This is a genomic window from Nguyenibacter vanlangensis (genome assembly GCF_013376155.1).
GTDB classification, from domain to species: Bacteria; Pseudomonadota; Alphaproteobacteria; order Acetobacterales; family Acetobacteraceae; genus Gluconacetobacter; species Gluconacetobacter vanlangensis.
On sequence record NZ_JABXXP010000017.1, the window covers coordinates 1 to 19,616 of the forward strand.

Sequence of the window (19,616 nt, forward strand, 5' to 3'; positions counted from 1 at the left end):
CGCCGGGCAGGCGCAGCAGAGCGACGCGTGGATCGCCGCCAACATGGACGGGCGCTTCGTCTATCCCGGCGACCTCGACCGGCTGGCAGCACAGGCGCGACACTGGCGCGGCATGCGCGACGACCGGGCGCCGTTCATCACCGCCTTCCATCTCGATCTGGCCGACGACCCGGATGAACCCTTCCAGCCCGTCAGCTTCGGCGGCCGGGTCGGGCGCAAGGGCTTCCTCGACCACCTGGGCCGGCTGCGCGCCATCGGCGTCGATCATGTGGCCGTGCTGCTGCGCCGTTCGGTCCGGCCGGTCGAGGAGGTCCTGGACGAGCTGGCAGGCGACGTCCTGCCCCGGCTCGGCTCCCGGCCCGGCCTCGACCACCCGGCCCCTGCCGCCGCCTGACATCAGGCCCCGAACAAGGAGATACTCATGTTCAACGTCACCGCCCACGGCGCGTCGATCCCCGCACTTGGCTTCGGCGTCTTCCGCATGTCCGACGCCGAGGTCGAGCGGATCGTGCCCGAGGCCCTCGCCGTCGGCTTCCGCCATTTCGACACGGCGCAGATCTATGCCAACGAAGCCGCCCTCGGCCGCGCGCTGGAAAAAGCCGGAGCGAAGCGCGACGATCTGTTCCTGACCACCAAGGTCTGGATCGACAATTATTCCGACGGCCGCTTCGCCGCCTCGGTCAATGAAAGCCTAGAAAGGCTGCGCGTCGACCAGGTCGATCTGCTGCTGATCCATTGGCCGGGCGACAAGGTCCCCGTCGCGCGGCAGATCGAGATGCTCGATGCCGTCAAGGTGGCGGGGGAGACGAAACATATCGGTGTCAGCAACCAGACCGTCACCCAGATGCGGGAATCGGTGCTGCGGAGCACGGCCCCCATCGTTACCAACCAGGTCGAGATGCATCCCTACCTCGACCAGTCGAAGCTGCTCACCGCCGCGCGCGCGGCCGGCATCGCGCTGACTGCCTATTACGCCATGGCCGATGGCAAGGTGATCACCGATCCCGCCATCCACGCCATCGCCGCAAGATACGGCAAAACTCCGGCCCAGATTGTCCTGCGCTGGCTGGTGCAGCAGCAAGGCGTCATCGCTCTGTCCAAGACCGCCAATATCGCCCGCGTGGCGGAGAATTTCGCGATCTTCGATTTCACACTCAACGCAGCGGACATGGCGGTCCTCCGCGCCCTCGCCCAGCCCGATGGCCGGATCGTCAGCCCGGTCGGGCTGGCACCCGATTGGGATCGTTGAATGTGATGATTTCAGAGCATGTCCGAAGAGAACAGATATGATCGACGTCATCAGCCGCGTGGCCGCCACGGTCAGCGCCGATACGGCTTGGCGCCTTCTTGGTGGCTTTGACAGCCTGCCGGTGTGGATTCCCATGATCCGCACCAGCACGCTGGAGGATGGCGGACGCATACGCCGCCTGACAACGGTGGAGGGCGCCACCATCGTCGAGCGCGTGTTGCGCTTCGACGAGCAGGAGCGCCTTTATACCTATGCCTATGTCAGCGGGCCGGACCCGGTTGAAGATTATGTCGGCAAGGTCGCGGTTGAAGAGAGCGGGCCTGGCCGCTGCGTCATCACCTGGGGCAGCCGGTTCAAACCGGCTGGACTGAGCGACGCGGAGGCTCGGCAACGCTATCAGGCTGCCTACACCGCCGCCCTTCTGCATGCGAAGTGCTTGTTAGAATCGGGCAACGTGACGCCGTAGCAGCATCAGATTGTCCGAGCTGCATCTGTCACCACTCTTTTTGTCTCTAGAGCGTGGATGCCTTGATAATGAAAAATATCCTTCTTCTAAATGGCGGAAAGGCCTTCGCCCACTCGCATGGGCGCCTGAACGACACGCTCCATGACGTCGGGGTCCAGACGTTGAGCGACGCCGGTTTCGCGACGCGGCAGACCAAGATCGATGCCGGTTATAGTATTGAGGAAGAGGTCCGAAACATCCTCTGGGCCGACCTCGTCATCTACCAGATGCCCGGCTGGTGGATGGGCGCGCCGTGGATTGTCAAGAAATACGTGGACGAAATCTTCACAGCGGGGCACGGTTCGCTCTACGCCAATGACGGACGCAGCCGAACATATCCCGAGCGCAAATACGGTTCGGGCGGCCTGCTGGATGGCAAGCGCTACATGTTGTCCCTCACCTGGAATGCCCCGGACGACGCCTTCGTGGACCCCGCGCAGTTCTTCGAAGGCCAAGGCGTCGATTCCGTCTATTTCCCTTTCCACAAAGCCAATCAGTTCCTGGCCATGTCCCCACTGCCCACTTTCCTGGCCACGGACGTCATGAAGGCTCCTGACGTCGATGGGACCATCGCCCGCTATCGCCGGCATCTGTCAGCAACCCTGGATTTTGCGTTGGCTCGCGAGCCGTAAGCTGTATCGCCGGAGGCTCCCCTACTGTCCTCCGGCGATGCGTCCCCATATGTAGTGATTGTACCGGCCTCGGTTTTTGAGACAGTTGGTTGTAGCCTAAGCGGCGAGAGCCGCATTGGAAAGAGAGGTGGCCCCCGATTTTCAGACAGGGGCGTAAGCTATAATCCGGCCTGAGAGAGGACGGATTTTATGGGCAAGGTTACACGCAAGAGGTATGCGGCGGAGTTCAAATCACGGGTCGCATTGGAGGCGATCCGTGGGGATCTGACGCTGGCGGAACTGTCGTCGAAACATGGTGAAGCGTCCGGAAAAACCAGGACGCATCATCTCACGCTTATCGATCCACGAACAGTCGCCGAAAATAGGATGACTCTCAGGTTGAGACGCCGACCAATCCTTGGTCAGAGAGGCGAGCTTCAGGCCAGAGGGCCAGCACCTCGGCGGATTGCATAAAGCCACGTTGCAAATCTGGATGACGCGTCAGCGAACGGGATAACTGGGCGACGATTCTGCGCGCTTCAACTAAATGTACCTCTGCTGCGGCACCTCGACCTGACAAATGGTGGGTCCGTGCCGCCGTCGCATGGACGCGCCAAGCGGCGATTGGCCCGTCGAAGTTCTCGAGTTCCGCGATCGCTTCGGCGATATGGACGGAAGCTTGGCCAATTTCGTCCTTAGCCAGTGCAACGCGCGCCAAGGTTTCGCATGCGAGTGCACGCCATGTCCGCTCATCGGTCGATATTGCGCTCGCATACAAGCGCTCTGCTGACGCTTGAGCTTCCTCCAACTTATTTGTGTGCAGATGAAGAGTCGTCAGGCCTAGGTCGAGCTGCATATGCCAATACCAGTCGATGATGACCGGTTGTTCGGCTATGTCGCGCATAGCGGCGTTCAAAAATCTTGTTGCTGATTCTACATTTCCAAGTGCGGCCGCCGCGGAGCCCATACATATGAGCGCGGCATGCAACAGTGCAGGGACGCCGGTTGCCAACCCGGTTAATTCAGCCGACTCGTCCTGAAAGAACGACGCGCCCGCTTTGCCGATCTCTAGGGCGCCGCGATAATCCAGTGCGTGAAGGTGGACCCAGCTCAGAGTACAGTGGACCCACATAGTCCTATGCGGGTTTTCGTTCTTCTTGGCGATCGCCAACTCGGCGAGGAGTTCGTCGATCGCGTTGCCCCATTGACCGAGAAAGAGCTTGTTCGCGGCGACGAGGGCTCCCGCCATCTCGAAGTCGGCGAGATCTGGAGTGACACCAGGCTCTAGCATTCGCCTACGCACGTCGAGCGCCAGATCGAGCGCGTGCTGATACGAACCCGACATCCACAACAGCTGGCTGAGGTCGACGAGGCTGTGAAACGCAATGCCCTCGTCATTCTCATCAAGCGCCCTGAGGCCGCTTTCGGCCGTTTGCGCAAGCTGCCGGTCCCACCCTGTGATAGCGAGCCTCCGGTAAGCACAGGCGCCCAGGGTTCGCAGCGCCTTCACAGGCTCCTGCCGTGCGCTAATCTCTTGGGCCCGCTCCACAACTTCCAGGCATTTCGCACCATTCTGCAGAGACAGATAAAACGATAGATCCACGAGCGCGCCCGCCTGAACGTCAATCAGCCCAAGTTCCGAGGCGCGCCGGGCGAGAGCCTCGTAGGTCTCGATGGCCGTCGGATCGAACGCGGCCATTCTTTGTGCAGCCAGCGCCGAAAAAAGTTCGGCTTCGGTCTGGTCTCTAGCCTGCTCGTGCAGCTTCGTCACGAGTGTAAGAGCTCGCATAAGCATCGCCGCAGCTTCGGCATGCGCCCTACGACTACCTGCGATGTCGGCCGAGCGTCTCAAATAGCGGATGCAGCGCTCGGCTTCTCCAGCCTTTTCGAAATGATAGGCGAGCTCTACGACGATCTCGTCCGGCCGTTCGGCATAAAGTTGCACCAAACATTCGCCGATTTGCCGATGCAGAGTGCTCCGACGTCGCGCAGACAGGCGCTCATAGAGCACCTGTCGATAGATGGCGTGCGAGAATTCGTAGCGATCCGTCGCGGCCTGCCTCGTGGGCCGAGCGCCGACCCAGTTCAAAAATCGCAGCTGGCTGGAAAGACGCTCGAATAGGTCCTCAAGGGCGGAAAAGTCAGGATCATCCGGATCGGCGATGGCAGCGACGTCGAAAGCCTGGCCGGCAACGCTGGCGAGCTCGAGCGCGTCGATCTCGGTAGCCGACAGGCGGCCAATCTGCGCCTCGATCATCAGGCGAATGTTCTGCGGAACTGCCAACTCGATCTCACCTTCATTCTGCCGGAGGCTCCAACGTCCGTCTTTTTCGACGAGCAGGGTCCTGCGCTTTAAATCCTCCAGAGCGGCGGTAACAAATAGCGGATTCCCGCCGGTTTGCCGAAGCAGAATAATTGAGAGAGTTTCAGAGGATCGGTCGTCTATCCTCTGCTTCTGCACAAGCTGTCGGACTTCAGAAGCGGAAAATGGGCCCAGAGCAATCTCGTGTCCGAGCTGATGCGCGAGCAGTTCGGCCATTAAGCCCTTGGTGGGCGCGCCGTTGCCCGGAAGCCCGAGGTCACGTGCCGTAATGACAAGCATAAGGCGCGCCTGGGACTGACGCCGAGCGAGATAAAAGATAAGATCGATAGTTGAATCGTCGCTCCACTGAAGGTCTTCGATCGTGATGAAAAGGGGATGCTGCAGAGCAATTCCTTCAAATGCGTCGACAATCTCGCGTAGCATCCGTTGGCGGCTAGCGCCCATGATCTCGACGTTCGCGCGGTGACCAGAACTGCCGACCCCAGGCAACTGGGCGAGCCAGGTCGGCGCATATCTCGTCAGGACTTGAACTACTGCGTCCGAATGCGGGCCGCGCGACAGCCGGCCAAATACATCGAGAATTGGGCCGTACGGCTCTTCGTCGCCGTAGCCATCAATGCATTGACCCTGGGCTATTCGGATTGATGTTTCCACCGAAGTGAGTTGGCGTCGGAATTCGGTGATCAGCGTCGTCTTGCCAATACCAGCGTCACCAGTGACGAAAACGATCTGCGCTTCGCCCTGCTTCGCGCTGTTCCACCAACGGCGCAGTCGCGCAAGTGCGGCGTCGCGCCCGACAAGGTACTGCCCCTCCCTTGAGGCGAGCACTTCGCTGGAAGTGGCCGTCCCGTTGGCGATCGAAGCAATGAACCGATAGCCTCGCTTGTTGACAGTCTCGATGTATCTTGGGGACTTCGGGTCGTCGCCGAGAGCACGGCGAAGCAAGCCGATATGCTTCTTTACCGCCTGAGGTTCCACAATGGCGCCAGGCCAGATTGCGTCAAGCAGCTCGTCCTGCTCAATTAGTCGCCCAGCGTGAGTGACGAGATAGGTGAGCAGCGCAAACGCCTTCGGTGTGAGCGGAATACGAACCCTTACGCGATCCGCCTCGCGCCAAAGGCTTTGGTCCGACTCTTCCAGGAAAAAAGGGGGGAATAGCTTCATATCTAGCCCGTTATCTCGCGCCAAACAGGCCGTCTGGTGACGTTAACACGCGCACGTTGTTACGCCAACAGCCGGTTGGGCCGCATGAATCCAATGATCTCGCGAGGAGTGCTGCAAGAGAACCGGCGGCGGAACGGCTTGCATCGGCAGATTGCTCAATGGAGTCGTGCCTGGTATTCTGTGAGCGGCACGACGCGGGCTGGAATCTCCAGCAGTTATCACGCTGTGGGACAAAGCGCGCGTGCAAGGCAACCGAGCTCGGGCAGGCGTCCTGCCCGCCGGTCGTCAGGTCGCTCGCACAGGCATTCGAATGCCCGGCGATGGGCCTCGCGCGGGAACAGCTGATCGCGGTAGACGAGGCGCATCAGGGCGCCGGGCTTGCGACGCAGGGCTGATCGGCGGCCTGCAGCTGCCTGCGCGTCGATGACGAGCCGGACATCACGTCCGGCTGTATACACTGGCTGGCCGCATGGTATAGTGGCGGGAGCCTCTCGGCCGGCGGCGTCACCCGGCCCCCAAAAGCCACAGCAGGAACTCGTCTTGAACTAATATCTTGATATGATTGGCATGGCCCCCAAATGCTCCAATATGGACGTCGAGCCGGACCAACCGTCACTGGAGCGCGATGTGCTGTCTAAATCCGTAATCTGTGTGGTCGATGACGACGAGGAAGTTCGCGAGAGTATTGGTGCGTTCTTTCGCTCCGCCGGGATTTACATCAAGAAATTCAATGCCGCGGATGCCCTGCTTTCTTGGCCGGCGCTCGAGACCATGCGCTGTCTGATCACGGACCTGCACATGCCCGGTATGAGTGGCCTTGACCTACAGCTTGCACTCAAGCGATCGGGCCGCAACGTCCCCGTCATCCTGATGACCGCCTATCCTACGGAGGAAGCGCGGGAGCGGGCAGCGGGGCTTGACATCTCGTTCTTCGTCACCAAACCGACAGATCCGGAGACCCTGCTCGGTCACGTCGAAACCCTGCTCGAAGGCTGACCGCGAGCGCGGGGTGAGAAGAACGCTGAGAGGAATAAGAGACCGTAGATGGTGGATCAGAATGATGGCGCGGCCGAACTCATCTGCATCGTGGACGATGATGAGGGTGTGAGGGATTCTCTCGATAACCTGCTTCGTTCAACCGGCTATAAGGTTCGAAGTTTCGGCCACCCAGCCGCGTTTCTCGCTTGCGATGTCGCCGACGCCGCGGCCTGTCTTATTCTCGATGTCAAATTGGGCGATGTGAACGGGCTCGATTTCCAGCAAGAACTGGTCGACAGCGACGCGCATGTTCCGGTCATTCTGATCAGCGGGCACGGCGACATTCCGATGACCGTCCGGGCGATGCGTGCCGGCGCCGTGACATTCCTCACGAAGCCTTTCGAAGAAGGGGACATGCTGGCGGCAATCGGCGAGGCCTTGACTCGCGATCGATCGCGGCGCGACGCAAACCGGGTCGAAGATGGCCTCCATGCCCGCTATGACGCGCTGACAGCGCGAGAACGCGATGTCTTCGGTCTCGTGACCTCCGGCCTCATGAACAAGCAGATCGCCGGGCGGCTCGAGCTCAGTGAGGTCACGGTGAAAATCCATCGTGGCAACATGATGCGCAAGATGGAGGCGGATTCGCTCGCGGACCTGGTACGCATGGCTGAGACCCTGCGCGTCCGCGAAAATGTTTCGCGCTACGTGCGTCGCGACGTTGGCGGCTCCAAGCCTTGATCTGCAGTGATGACGCTCCAGCTGGATTTGGGTGACGTGGCCGCCGAAAATGAAGTCAGGAGCCAGCTGAGAGACGGCCGCTTTGGCGAAGGGAACCGAAAAAGAACTTCGCGGGAACGGCTTCGACTCATTCTTGCCTTAAGAGGCCATTGGCAACATTTCGGCGCGAGGCAGGCATGCAGGAAAACAAGCTGCTGTATCGTATGCAGGCGAACGCGACGGTTGGCCGTCGCACTCGGGTTACCTCGCGCGACGGCGAACTCAAACTTGATGTCACAGTGCCACCTGAGCTGGGCGGCACGAATGGCCGCGGGACGACTCCTGAGCAGCTATTCGCTGCCACCTGTGCGGCATCTCTGCTTTCCATCGTGCGACTGACTGCCCTTCGCCATGAAATTGTTCTGCCCAACGACGCCGCCGTCGACGCGGTCGTCGGCTTGCGCATGATGGCCAATCTCTTCTCGATCGAAGTCGAACTGGTTCTCCGACTTCCCGGTTTGCCCCGCGATGATTCCGAGATCCTGGCTACGGAGGCGTACCGTATATTCCCGTATCGCGAATTGGCGGGCCAGAACCACTCGCTAAAATTAACGGTTGCGTGATGAATCGAACAGAGTCAGTCGTCCAATGACCAGGGGGCACCATGAAGCGGTCAAATGAGACACGAACCGGCGTGATTATTGCCTCTGACCTTGTGGAAATTTTGTGCGACAAGATACAGGCCGTCGAATTCTCCCTCGCGACGCTCCGTCGCTTGCATCAAGCGGGTGAATTGTCCAACTGCCCCACCTTTGCCTTGGCGGTACAGTCCGCTTCGCACTGTGCTGAGGCTTTACGGTTGCTTGCTGAAATCCATGCTCGTGATGTAGCCGAAGGTCCTAACGCCTTGAGCACCCCAATGGAGCGACCGGCGGCCCGGCAGGATATCGTGGTCTAGAGCCACATCCATGAGCTATGGCTGAATTTGGGTGATGCGTCCTGATCAGGCGCCGCTCTGAGTTATGGCGTTGGGTGCGGCGACGCCCTTGGTGAAGATGACGCCTTCGATGAGGCGAGGCAACTGATTTGCGCCCTGAAGCCGTCGCCAGGTTTTCGACGCGGCCTGGACGAGGGTGAAGACCTTCAGCCTGGCGGTTTTCTGCGACAGCGCCCCTTTTGCCCGCGTCGTTCTGTGCCGAACGGTGGCAAAGACGCTTTCGACCGGGTTGGAGGTGCGCAGGTATTCCCATCCCAATGTTCGGCCGGAAAATCGTAGAAAGCCAGCAGGGCGTCTGCCTCTTTTTGCAGGCATTTGACGGCCGCCGGGTATTTGGCGTCGTATTTCTCCACGAAGACGGCCATGGCATCCTGTGCCGCCGCGCGGGTTTCGGCGTGATGAATATCGCGCAGGTCTGATTTGATGGTCGGGATCATAGGCTTGGGAAACTTGTTCGCCACATTGCCGATCTTGTGGAACCAACGCTGGTGACGGGTGCCTGGGAAGACCTCGTCCAGGGCTTTCCAGAAGCCGAGCGCCCCGTCACCGACCGCGAGTTCGGGGGCGATGTTCAGGCCACGAGCCTTGAGATCGACCCGCAGTTCGCGTCAGCTCTGCGTGCTTTCCCGGACACCGACCTGAAAGCCGACCAGTTCCTTCTTCCCTTCCGGGGTGTCACCGATCACGACCAGCATGCATTCGGCCGCCGGGCTCCATGCGCGCCTGGAGATAGACCCCGTCCGCCCAGATGTAGACGTAGTGCCGGGCCGCCGTTGCCAGCGGTCATAGTCTTCCTGCCAGCCGGCGGTCAGCCGCGCTGCTGCGCGACAATCTGGATGAGGGGCGTATTGCCTCATCAGGAAATGTTCCCGAGCGTCTGATTGTCGCTTCACCGGGTTGCACCTGCTGCCTCACGCATCGATCCCCATTGCCGCCCGATCGGGCGGCAATGGGGAAGCCATCAACGCGGGCGCGTAAAGCGCATCGACGGCGCGGGCGCGCCACCCTTTCAGCCGTCGCTGGATCGTTCGCAACAGGGCGTCGGGATATTGTCCCGGAAAGCGCGCCTGCAGACATTCCGTGAGTTGACGGCCCGAGCGCGTCGGATCTTCGGCAAACAGCTGCTCCAGCTCCTCCGTGACATCGACGAGAGGATCGGGGCGGCGCCTACCGCGAGGCGCCGTTTCCCGCCGCTCGTCCGTCGGTCTGCCAGACGCACCGGTGCCCCAGGCCTTCTTCAGGTCGGCCAAAAACGCGTCCAGCGTCTCGACAGCGGGTGGATGCAGACGGCCCGCGCGCGGTGCCGTCGGCGTGTGTAACGACTTGTTCCTGCGCCGACCGGATCGTCTGCAACAACCGGATCGGATCCAGCGCCTGCGCCTGCACACGCAGGGCAGCCCTTGCCGGTTCGTCGAGGTGCGCGTCGTCTTCAGGTCGTCGACAGGGCGTCGCCGGGGGATGATAGCGTTTGATCACGCGCGCGTCATGCCGTTCCTTGCTCCGCAGCTTGAACGACGGTTGGAAAAAATTCACGTAGCCGCGCAAGGCCTCATAAAGCGTCGGGAGGATCCTGGCGCCTTCCAGACCTTCATACCGCCGGTAGCCGATCGCCCGCCGTACCACGGCGCCATTCTTCTGTTCGACGTGGCCGCAACTGTGCCGCGTTCGCGCCCCCTGGGGTCTGCTTGTTGATCCGCCCTGCCGTGGCGACACCGAACCTGTTAGTTTCTGTTCACCCTCATTTTCCGTGCAGTGCCTCGACCTGTTCCAGGAGGACCTCCGGGTCGGCCGGCTTAGTGGCGAAAAACGAGACTCCAAGTGCTTTCGCCTGTTCTCGGGAGTCATGTGTCGGATAGGCGCTCATCAGAATGACTGGCACGACTCTGCCCCGCCTTTTGAGCTCCCGCTGCAGGTCGAGTCCATTCATTCCAGGCATGTGCAGGTCCGTGATCAAGCAGCGCATGCTCGCAAGGCCAGGCCACGCCAGCAACGCTTCGGCACCATCGAATTTCTCGGTTGGGATGCCGGCAGAGCGAAAGAATGCGCCGATGCTCTCGCGCACGTCCTCGTCGTCGTCGACCACGCAGATAACGCCGTTAGACAGCATATTTCGCTCCAGTGCACAGTCGCACCGCTGCTGTCACGATGGGAGCTTCGATGTGCACGTCAATCATACTAAGAGATGAGTTCCGGACGCTGTAATGCCTCGGGCTTGGTTGGCAGCGTGAAGGCCACGGTCGCTCCCGAGTGGTTATTGTTGGAGGCACTAATCCTACCCCCTTGCGCTTCAATGATCGACCGGCAGATTGATAGCCCCATCCCCATACCTTCCGCCTTCGTCGTAAAAAATGGTTCAAAAATCCTAGCCTCGCCTCCGGCTGGAAAGCCAACTCCACGATCGTGCACAGCCACCCGGACCATGCCCTCCTGCGTCGCGTCCGTTTCGATGCATAATTCCCGCGATCTGTCAATTACATCGCGCATTGCCTGAATACCGTTCATGAGCAGGTTCATGAGCACTTGTTGTATCTGAACTCGGTCGACATAGACGAGAGGCAGGTCGACTCGGCCACTTCGCCTCACGGCGATGTTCCCGGCACGTGCCTCACGTTGGATCAGCGCTATCGCATCCTCAATCAACTCGGGCAGATCAACCGGCTCCGCCTGCGGAGTGGTCTTTCGGGCGAGCGACCGGACTCTGCTGACGATTTCAGCTGCACGCGTTCCATTGGCGACCATCCTGTCGACACACCCCGCGATCTCTTCGAGCTCAGGTTGAGGCCGCCCAAGCCACCGCTTCGCAGACTTGCCATAGTTGATGATGGCTGTGAGGGGCTGGTTCACTTCGTGGGCTATTGACGCCGCCAGTTGTCCGAGAATCGATACGCGGGCTGCATGGGCGAGTTCGGCGGAAGTCTGCTCGATACGGGCGCGGGCCTCATTTCGCTCGGTGACATCGAACGCCATCACCAGCATGCTCGACCATCGCTCACCATCAGGGAGCAGCGTGACACGCAAGATCACATCTGCAATGCGCCCACCCAATGCCTTTAGACTCACCTCACTTTCCGCCGTATGAGTACCGCTCGCGAGGGCCGCCAGGATATCGGCGAAGGCCCCCGCGCAATCGGGGAGATAGCGACCACATAGATTGGAACCGACGAGCGCTTTTCTGCCCGTCGCCTGGAAAAGTTCGACCGCAGCCTGGTTGGCGTCGCGGATCACGGCTGCGGCAATCGCACTATAGACGGTCTCCGGGTGCAGCTGCAGCCAGCATCGAAGATCTTCCCCCGACGGACTCTGCGATGAGACGATCCGCATCGTCTCGGTCCAGTCGGACTCCCATGCCGCGAATCCGGCTGAATCAAAGATAGTGCGATAGCGCTGCTCTGACGCCCGTATCCGGGCGTGGGCACGCCGCTGTTCTGTAAGGTCTGCGCTTGATTCAATGATTCCGACAGGGCGCCCATCGGGATCCCGTCGATGCAGCCATCGACTTGCGAGCACAAGCCGCCTGCCATCGCGCGGTGTGCGCACAATCTCACCCGACCATTGGCCTTCGCGCGCGAGGGCTCTATCAATTTCTTCCATCGGACAACGGCACTGCAAGAGCTGTGCGCAGATCTTCCCCACCGCCTCCTGTCGACTCCATCCATAGAGACGCTCGGCACCATCGTTCCAATAGAGAATTACATCGTTGGCATCGCGGATGATGACAGTGTCATGCGAGAGTTCCAGGATCCGAGCCTGCTCTCCAAGGGTCGTACGCGAAGATCTATCCCGGAGCGAAAGCAGCGTGGTGACCGCGATGGCGATCAAGCTCACGGTAACGCGTGACAGAGCGCCCTGGGACGGCACGGGCAGATGTTCGCTAAGGAATGCGACCGTGGTGAGACAAGTCGAGCCTATCCCCGCAGCGATGACATAACGCCGGCCACGCGCCGCCACCAGGAGGATTACGGTGATGTAAAGCACCGCAATTGCCCCATCTTTGGCCGTGATGACATCGATCGCAAAGATGCTAGCGGTAAGGAACAGAGCGATCGCGATCACAGACATCCTCCGGCTCGAAAGCAGACCACGAAGCACTTACATCCAACAGGAGCCCGCCGGCACCGACCACTGCCAGTCCTGATACCGCGCAGGCCACCACGATCGAGGCCCGCTCGTCGCTCGTGCGGCAATACCGCCGGGCCGCATTCGGCCCTGGGATACCAGACTCCGACAGCATATGCTGCCATGCTCACGGCAATGGGCGCAACTTCAGCCGGGTCTCGACTTTCGGCCCGGTGGAATACCCAGAGCCGATCACGCGGCGGCCCCGGACAGATCTGTGCTTCTTCCGGCTCGTGCAGCCATTTCCAGCTGCTCACTCCGTGCCTCCGCTCCATCCCCCGCCCAGCGCCTGATACACACCGAGCACCGCCTGTAGATGCGCCTGCTGGGCCTGGATTTGAGCGCCCTGGGCGGTTGCCAACGCGCCTTCGGCGGTCAGAATATTCAGAATCGTCGTCGTCCCACCACGATACGCCTCTTGCGCCATCGCATAGCTTTGCGCCGCGTTGCCGGCTGCCATGTCCTGCGCTTGCTGCTCGCGGCTGGTCTGCGTGGTGGCGCTCAGTGCGTCCTCGACATCGCCAAAGGCCGACAGGGCCGTCTTGCGGTAGGCTTGGAGCAGTTCTTCATAGCGGCCCTCCGCGACGTTCAGCTGCCCACGCAGACGGCCGCCTTCGAAGATCGGCTGGCTGAGTGACGCCGCCAGGGAATAAATGCCCAAGGGTGGCACGGTATAGTGCGTCAGCGCGTATGTCTCGATCCCACCCTGGGCCGTCAGGTCGATCGACGGGAAGAAGGCCGCCCGCGCCATTTTCACATTGGCATTGGCCGCCATCAGATCGGCCTCCGCCGCACGCACGTCGGGACGGCGTGCCAGCAGGCCGGACGGCAACCCGGCTATGACGGGCGGCGAGCGGAGATCAGCCAGTCTCTCTGGACGCAAGGACAGATCCTCGGGCAGCACGCCAACCAGGATCGCGAGTGCGATGCGCATATGTTCGGCCTGCTGCTCCAGCGGCGGCACCGCCGCCGTCAACTGGCCGACGATCGTACGCTGCTGCACCAGGTCGAGTTCCGGAATCGTGCCGGCCGCCCGCATGGCGGACAGACCGTCCAGCGTGCGCCGTGCCTGTTTCAGATTCCGCTGTGCCGCTGCCGCCTGGTCCCGGAATGCCAGATACTGGAAATACGCGCCGGCAACGGCGGCTTCGGTGCTCAGCGCCACGACCTGCCGCGCGTAGCGGCTGGCCTGCGCGGTCGCCCGCGCCCCTTCCAGCCAGGCACGGTTCTTTCCCCAGAAATCGAGTTCATAGCTGGCCTGCACCACGCCCTCGTAGTCGATGCGATGCCGCTCCTTGCCCAGCAGGCTGAGACTCCGGGCCGGGCCAACATTGCCACCGAGGCCGACGCTGGGCAGCAAGGCTGCGCCAGCCTGACGAGCCTGGCCGTCCGCCTGCTCGATCCGCGCTGTCGCGGCGGCGAGGTCGGTATTGTCCTGCATCGCCCGATCGATCAGTGCATCGAGTTGCGGTGAGCCGAATGCCTTCCACCAGGCTGCTTCGGGCCATCTGGCCGCGGGAACACCGGCATCCTGCCACGCCTGCGGTTGCTGCATGGCCGGCCGGTGATAATCGGGACCGAGGTCACACCCCCCGCACACCAAAACAGCCAGGAGCGAGAGAATGGATCGTTTCATTCCGCGGCCTCCGGCAGCACCGCGCCGGCCCCGCGCATTCGAGCCGCGCGGTGCGAGAGTCGCCCCATCGCCAGATAAACCACCGGCGTCGTGAACAAGGTCAGCACCTGCGACACGATGAGACCACCGACAATGGTGTACCCCAGTGGCTGGCGCAGTTGCGCCCCGATCCCCGAGGCCAGGATTAGCGGCACGCCGCCCAGGATGGCGCATAGCGTCGTCATCAGGATCGGCCGAAAGCGCAGGAGGCACGCCTCACGCACAGCATCGTGTGCCGTCTTGCCCTCCCGCTCCGCCTGAAGTGCGAAATCCACCATCATGATGCCGTTCTTCTTGACGATGCCGATCAGCAGGATGATGCCGATGATTCCGATCACATCCAGCGGCATACCGACCAGCTCAAGCGTCAGCAGCGCGCCCAGCCCGGCGGACGGCAGGGTGGAAAGGATCGTGATCGGATGAATCCAGCTTTCATACAGCATACCCAGCACCAGATAGACCGCGACCAGAGCCACGCCGATCAACGGCAACTGGCCGGCGAGCGCCGTCTGATAGGCCTGCGCGTTGCCTTGGAACGCAGTCTGCACGGTGGGCGGTAGATGCAGCGCACGCACGGTCTGCTGCACGGCGGTGACGGCCGTGCCGATCGATACGCCCTGTTTCAGGTTGAAGGATACGGTGACGGATGGAAACTGCCCCTGATGGTTGATTACCAGCGGGGCGGCCCGGGTCGTGACCGTGGCGATCTGGCGCAACGGCACGATCGCGCCTGTCGGCGTGCGCAGATAGATGTGTCCCAGCGCCTCCGGCCCTCGGCGGAATTCGGGCGCGACCTCGACGATCACCGGATATTGCCCCAGCTCCGTATAGAGCTTGGTGGCGATCCGTTCCCCGAAGGCGTTGTAGAGCGCCTGATCGACGTCCTTGACCTGAAGGCCGAGTGCAGCGATTGCCTTGCGGTCGATCGTAAGCGCCAGTTGCGGGCCACCCGCGACCGCGTCGCCGGTCACGCCGGTGATGCCGGGATAGTGACGGAGGCTGGCGACCAGGCGCCCGCTCCATAGCGCAAGCTCCTGCGGATCAACATCGACCATGGTGAACTGATATTGCGATTTCGACACGCGGGTGCCGATAGCCAGGTCCTGCGCCGGCTGCATGAACAGCTTGATCCCCTGCACATCCGCCACCTGCCGGTCCAGCCGCGCGATGACCTGCTGCGCGCCGCCATCCGGGCCGCGTTTGGCCAGGGGTTTGAGCGCGATGAACATGCGCCCCTGATTGGGCGCGGCGTTGGACGGACCGGGGCCGATATAGCTGGCGACACTCTCAACCGCCGGGTCCTTGAGGATGATGTCGGTCAGCATTGTCTGCCGCCGCCCCAGTCCATCCGGCGAAATGTCCGATGCCCCCTGGGTGATCGCCATGATCAGCCCGGTATCCTGTTCGGGAAAAAAGCCTTTTGGAATCGCACCGTACAGATAGCCCGTCAACCCAATCGCCGCGAACAGCGACAGCAACGTCGCGCCCTGGTGGCGCAACACCACGTCGAGCCCCCGCCCGTAGAGACGGACGAGTCCCTCGAACGCGTGCTCGGTGGCGTTGTAGAGGCGCCCGTGCGCCCCCGGCGCATGGTTTTCCGGACGCAGGAACAGGGCACACATCACGGGTGTGAGCGTCAGCGAGACGAACACCGACACGCCGATCGACACCGCGACCGTCACCGCGAATTCTTGCAACATCTTGCCCACGACGCCGCCCATCATGAACAGCGGGATGAAGACCGCGACCAGGGATACTGAAATCGAAAAGATGGTGAAGCCGATCTCCCCCGCGCCCAGGAGAGCCGCGCGCAGTGGCGTCTGGCCTTCCTCCAGATAACGGGAGATATTCTCGATCATGACGATCGCGTCGTCCACCACGAACCCCACCGCGATCGACAGGCCCATCAGCGACAGATTATCGAGCGAATAGCCCAGCACATCCATCACCGCGAAGGTCCCCACGATGGACAGCGGCACCACGATGCCTGGGATCAGCGTGGCCCAGACACTGCGCAGGAAGACGAAGATGGTGACGACAACGAGACCGATCGTGATCAGCAGCGTGTCCTGCACATCCTGCACCGAAGCACGGATCGTCTGCGTTCGGTCGGACACGACGGCGACATTGATCGAGGGCGGCAGCGCAGCGCGCAGGCGTGGCATCTCCGCCTTGATCCTGTCGACGGTCTCGATGACGTTCGCGCCGGGTGCAAGCAGGATATTGAGGATCACCGCCCGCTGGTGATCGAACCACCCCGCCAGCGCCGGATTTACCGGCCCGATCCGGGCATAGCCGATGTCGCGCAGGTGGACGGGGGCGCCGGCATGATACGCGACGACCATATCGTCATAGTCCACCTGTTGCCGGATCTGGTCGTTCGTCTGGATCGCCCAGGCTTTCTCCGGCCCCAGCAGGCCGCCCTTCGAAAGGTCGGTGGTACCGGCGATCGCGCCATTGCGGATATCGTCCAGCGTCAGGCCGAGCGCCGCCAGTTGCTGCGGATTGACCTCCAGATGCATCGCCGGCGTCTGCTGGCCACCGACGGTCACCAGTCCCACGCCCGGCACCTGGGACAGGCGCTGCGCCAGGATCGTGTTCGCGTAATCGCTAACGCTGGTCAGCGGCAGCACGTCCGACGTCAGGCCATAGATCAGCACGGGGGTCTGTGCCGGGTTCGTCTTGCGGTAGATCGGCGGCTGCGCCAGCGCCTTGGGCAGCGCGGCTTCCGCCGCGATGATCGCCGCCTGCACGTCACTCGCGATCAGGTTGGGCGAGCGTCCGAGTCCGAACTGCAAGGTGATCTGCGCGTAACCGCTGGCGCTGGCGGACGTCATCTGCGTCAGGCCTGCGATCTGCCCGAACTGCGCCTCCAGGGGCGTTGTGACAGCTTGGGCATTCGTCTGCGCGTCGGCACCAGACATCTGCGCCGTCACCAGGAAGGTGGCGACGCTGACGTTCGGTAGCGACGCGATCGGCAGGCGCACATAAGACACCATACCCACCAGCAGCAGCCCGATCATGAGCATCATCGTCGCGACAGGGTGCCGGATGAACGGCCCGCTCAGACCGCCTGACGGTCCCGGCCCCGCGTCCCGCCCCGTCATGGCGAAATGCCCAGCGTGTCGGTCCCGCTGTTTCGCAAACCACGTGCGCCTGCCGGCGCCACCTGGACCTTGCGCCCCGGCACGAGCCCATATTGACCGTCCGTGACCACGACGTCGCCCGCGGAAAGCCCGGTCGTGACCAGCGCTTGCCCGTCCTGTGAGGACATGGTGGCGATCTCCTGCATCTGGACTTTGCCGTCGGGTCCGACGCGCCACACGAACGCGCCTTCGTTGCCCTGCTGGATAGCAGCCAGCGGCACGGTCAGTCCGCCATGGACAATCTGCGTGATCATCCGCACGTTCACGAACTGTCCGGGCCATAGCAGATGCCCTGCGTTAGGCAGCAGCGCCTTCAGCATCACCGTACCGGAGGCGGCATCGACCTGGTTGTTGACGACCGCCAACGCGCCGACATCCAGCCGCCGGTCGTTCTGCGCCGTCCAGGCCTCGACACGGATGCTTGTTAGGCCGTGCCTGGCGATCGCGCTCTGCAGGCGGGGCAATTCCGCCTGCGGCACCGCGAACAGCAAGGCGATGGGTTCGACTTGCGTGACGACGACCATCCCGTTCGAATCCGAAGGCGAAACGATATTGCCGGCATCGACGAAACGGAGCCCCGCGATGCCCGTAATCGGTGAGACGATCATGGTATAGCTGAGCTGGATCCGGTCCTTGTCCAGCACGGCCTGATCGGCCCTGATCGTGGCGCGCAGCTGGGTAACCTGCGCGCGCTGCGTCGCGACCTGCTGGGCTGAAACGAGTCCCTTGCCCACCAGCGAGACATACCGCGCAAGATCGAGCAGCGCGTTGGCGAGGTTGGCGGCGTCGCGATCCAGCGTGGCCTGATCCTGGTCCACCGCGGCCTGCAACGGTCGTGGGTCGATTTGTGCGATCTGCTGGCCGGCGGTGACCATTTGTCCCTCGTGGAACGACAAGGTCTGGATCTGACCGGGGACCTGCGTGCGGACGGTCACCGATTGCAGCGCCTGGATGTGCCCTTCGGTTGCGACACCGACCGGCACATCAGATGGCTCGACTCTCACGGCTGCCACCGGGACCCGCGCCGCGGTCTTGATAACCGGCAGGGGGCGATACGTGGTCAATAGGCGAAGCCCTGAGACGGACAAAGCCATCAGCAGCACAAGCCACGCGGTGCGTCGCAATGCCGGCTGGCAAAGGGTACGCGACAGAAGGTCCATACGCACTAATAATACTCTCCGACATCACAGCTTCACGAACGTTGTTCTGGGCTTTGCAAGGAATCCAATCCGCGCCGGCCATCTGCTGTCCAGTCGACGCGTGTCTGGATTTAACGACAAATTATTTGAGAGCACGCAAACGTTTCACCTCGGCCGTTGCACCTATACGGACCTGACCAAAAGACCTGACGACTATGCGCCGCTAGAATTGGCATCCGCACATCCTCGAGGCCGGCGAATAGGGGCCAGCCCAGGGAGTAGAAGATCCTCGTTCCAGCGCCGGTCATTAAGGCGATGGTCTCTGACGCTCCAACTTCACTTTGGGACTCAATTTTAATGCATCGGCATCGAGGGTGAATCATACATAAGTATGAAGGGGTAAAGCGGGCTCTGATAACTGCGCCGCGATGGGGCTCCGCAATTCCCGATGGCCCCATTTCCAGTCCGGCACCGATCGCCGCGACGAGGACAATTCTGATCGCGGCGGGAGCTGAGCTCGCTCCAGATCCGCGTCGCCCAACTCGTCCGGCAGCGGTCATTCCAGGGCCGCCCGGCTGAGCCCAAGGCTCCGGCCGATCACCTGCTGGGACAAGCCATTCTTGATCCGCAGTCTTAAAACATTCCGCATCCTGGGCATCGGCACTCTCTCGCCCGGCATTCTCCCCTCGCTCTCCGCAAAAGCGGATAGAGTGCCTTCGGTTGAAGACTGCCTGTCGCCGCCCCCAGCCTGCGCCACCATGTCGGTGATCACAACCGAACGGAGATTGGTGGAGTGTTAGAGCCCGATTCGAAAGTTTTTCAAGCTTGACAATGCCTTGCTATCCGTCGTGTGAGCATGCGGATCGAGGCGATCAATGTCCATGCGGTTGAGGAAGCAACGGATTGTTCCCAATCTTTGGCGAGCCGCCTGCACCGTCCCAGCCAGGCGAATGTCCGTTCAACCACCCAGCGGCGCGGCAGGACCTGAAAGCC

The 19,616-nt window shown here is 61.9% G+C and carries 16 protein-coding genes and 1 pseudogene; 8 read left to right on the forward strand and 9 right to left on the reverse strand.

The annotated features are described in order from the left end of the window. The 4 genes from HUK84_RS02855 to HUK84_RS02870 form a co-directional block, all read left to right on the forward strand. The coding region (locus HUK84_RS02855) for a hypothetical protein (protein WP_456306657.1) at positions 1-394 on the forward strand (394 nt) is incomplete at its 5' end. Between the two features lie 27 nt (positions 395-421). Further along, on the forward strand, positions 422-1,249 hold the full coding sequence (locus HUK84_RS02860; RefSeq protein ID WP_176638882.1) for an aldo/keto reductase: 828 nt from the start codon (positions 422-424) through the stop codon (positions 1,247-1,249). 37 nt (positions 1,250-1,286) lie between these two features. Beyond that, positions 1,287-1,715, forward strand: a complete 429-nt coding sequence (locus tag HUK84_RS02865; RefSeq protein WP_176638883.1) for an SRPBCC family protein — start codon at positions 1,287-1,289, stop codon at positions 1,713-1,715. A 68-nt stretch (positions 1,716-1,783) separates the two neighbouring features. After that, positions 1,784-2,386 (forward strand): NAD(P)H-dependent oxidoreductase, encoded by a 603-nt coding sequence (locus HUK84_RS02870; RefSeq protein WP_176638884.1) that lies wholly within the window; start codon positions 1,784-1,786, stop codon positions 2,384-2,386. A 373-nt stretch (positions 2,387-2,759) separates the two neighbouring features. Here the strand turns inward: HUK84_RS02870 and HUK84_RS02875 are convergent, their stop codons facing one another. Beyond that, positions 2,760-5,852 carry an ATP-binding protein gene (locus HUK84_RS02875; RefSeq protein ID WP_176638885.1) on the reverse strand — a complete coding sequence of 1,031 codons (3,093 nt, stop codon included), beginning with the start codon at positions 5,850-5,852 and terminating at the stop codon, positions 2,760-2,762. Between the two features lie 588 nt (positions 5,853-6,440). Here HUK84_RS02875 and HUK84_RS02880 point away from each other — a divergent pair. The 4 genes from HUK84_RS02880 (at position 6,441) to HUK84_RS22795 (ending at position 8,508) form a co-directional block, all read left to right on the forward strand. Beyond that, positions 6,441-6,848 (forward strand): response regulator transcription factor, encoded by a 408-nt coding sequence (locus tag HUK84_RS02880; protein WP_176638886.1) that lies wholly within the window; start codon positions 6,441-6,443, stop codon positions 6,846-6,848. Between the two features lie 48 nt (positions 6,849-6,896). Next, positions 6,897-7,571, forward strand: a complete 675-nt coding sequence (locus HUK84_RS02885) for a response regulator transcription factor (protein WP_176638887.1) — start codon at positions 6,897-6,899, stop codon at positions 7,569-7,571. A gap of 176 nt (positions 7,572-7,747) precedes the next feature. Next, positions 7,748-8,173: an OsmC family protein gene (locus HUK84_RS02890; RefSeq protein WP_176638888.1), complete on the forward strand. Its 426-nt coding sequence runs from the start codon at positions 7,748-7,750 to the stop codon at positions 8,171-8,173. Between the two features lie 41 nt (positions 8,174-8,214). Next, the gene (locus HUK84_RS22795) at positions 8,215-8,508 is read left to right on the forward strand and encodes a hypothetical protein (RefSeq protein ID WP_218064170.1); all 294 of its coding nucleotides are present in this window, start codon (positions 8,215-8,217) and stop codon (positions 8,506-8,508) included. Between the two features lie 45 nt (positions 8,509-8,553). On the opposite strand, the pseudogene HUK84_RS02895 reads toward HUK84_RS22795, so the two are convergent. The 8 genes and pseudogenes from HUK84_RS02895 to HUK84_RS02930 form a co-directional block, all read right to left on the reverse strand. Next, positions 8,554-9,407, reverse strand: a pseudogene (locus HUK84_RS02895) (IS256 family transposase); the annotation flags it as partial. Between the two features lie 51 nt (positions 9,408-9,458). Further along, positions 9,459-9,797 carry a hypothetical protein gene (locus HUK84_RS22800; RefSeq protein WP_218064171.1) on the reverse strand — a complete coding sequence of 113 codons (339 nt, stop codon included), beginning with the start codon at positions 9,795-9,797 and terminating at the stop codon, positions 9,459-9,461. A gap of 488 nt (positions 9,798-10,285) precedes the next feature. After that, a complete protein-coding gene (locus HUK84_RS02905) occupies positions 10,286-10,654 on the reverse strand; it encodes a response regulator transcription factor (RefSeq protein ID WP_176638890.1) in 369 nt (122 codons plus the stop codon). A 68-nt stretch (positions 10,655-10,722) separates the two neighbouring features. Further along, a complete protein-coding gene (locus tag HUK84_RS02910; protein WP_218064172.1) occupies positions 10,723-12,600 on the reverse strand; it encodes a PAS domain-containing sensor histidine kinase in 1,878 nt (625 codons plus the stop codon). A gap of 316 nt (positions 12,601-12,916) precedes the next feature. After that, positions 12,917-14,299: an efflux transporter outer membrane subunit gene (locus HUK84_RS02915; protein ID WP_176638892.1), complete on the reverse strand. Its 1,383-nt coding sequence runs from the start codon at positions 14,297-14,299 to the stop codon at positions 12,917-12,919. Beyond that, positions 14,296-17,445 (reverse strand): efflux RND transporter permease subunit, encoded by a 3,150-nt coding sequence (locus HUK84_RS02920; protein WP_176638893.1) that lies wholly within the window; start codon positions 17,443-17,445, stop codon positions 14,296-14,298. The genes HUK84_RS02915 and HUK84_RS02920 overlap by 4 nt, the downstream gene beginning before the upstream one ends. Continuing rightward, complete coding sequence (locus HUK84_RS02925) at positions 17,442-18,644, reverse strand: efflux RND transporter periplasmic adaptor subunit (RefSeq protein WP_176638894.1); 1,203 nt, start codon at positions 18,642-18,644, stop codon at positions 17,442-17,444. Before HUK84_RS02925 ends, HUK84_RS02920 begins: the two co-directional genes overlap by 4 nt. A gap of 798 nt (positions 18,645-19,442) precedes the next feature. Then, on the reverse strand, positions 19,443-19,616 hold a 174-nt coding region (locus HUK84_RS02930; RefSeq protein WP_176638895.1), incomplete at its 5' end, for a transposase.

Excerpts from the sequence above, each read along its gene's own strand:
- HUK84_RS02920 (WP_176638893.1), bottom strand. The coding sequence starts at position 17,445 with ATGACGGGGCGGGACGCGGGGCCGGGACCGTCAGGCGGTCTGAGCGGG.
- HUK84_RS02875 (WP_176638885.1), bottom strand. The coding sequence starts at position 5,852 with ATGAAGCTATTCCCCCCTTTTTTCCTGGAAGAGTCGGACCAAAGCCTT.
- HUK84_RS02890 (WP_176638888.1), top strand. The coding sequence starts at position 7,748 with ATGCAGGAAAACAAGCTGCTGTATCGTATGCAGGCGAACGCGACGGTT.
- HUK84_RS02880 (WP_176638886.1), top strand. The coding sequence starts at position 6,441 with ATGGACGTCGAGCCGGACCAACCGTCACTGGAGCGCGATGTGCTGTCT.
- HUK84_RS02925 (WP_176638894.1), bottom strand. The coding sequence starts at position 18,644 with ATGGACCTTCTGTCGCGTACCCTTTGCCAGCCGGCATTGCGACGCACC.
- HUK84_RS02905 (WP_176638890.1), bottom strand. The coding sequence starts at position 10,654 with ATGCTGTCTAACGGCGTTATCTGCGTGGTCGACGACGACGAGGACGTG.
- HUK84_RS22795 (WP_218064170.1), top strand. The coding sequence starts at position 8,215 with ATGAAGCGGTCAAATGAGACACGAACCGGCGTGATTATTGCCTCTGAC.
- HUK84_RS02885 (WP_176638887.1), top strand. The coding sequence starts at position 6,897 with ATGGTGGATCAGAATGATGGCGCGGCCGAACTCATCTGCATCGTGGAC.
- HUK84_RS02870 (WP_176638884.1), top strand. The coding sequence starts at position 1,784 with ATGAAAAATATCCTTCTTCTAAATGGCGGAAAGGCCTTCGCCCACTCG.
- HUK84_RS02860 (WP_176638882.1), top strand. The coding sequence starts at position 422 with ATGTTCAACGTCACCGCCCACGGCGCGTCGATCCCCGCACTTGGCTTC.
- HUK84_RS02865 (WP_176638883.1), top strand. The coding sequence starts at position 1,287 with ATGATCGACGTCATCAGCCGCGTGGCCGCCACGGTCAGCGCCGATACG.
- HUK84_RS02915 (WP_176638892.1), bottom strand. The coding sequence starts at position 14,299 with ATGAAACGATCCATTCTCTCGCTCCTGGCTGTTTTGGTGTGCGGGGGG.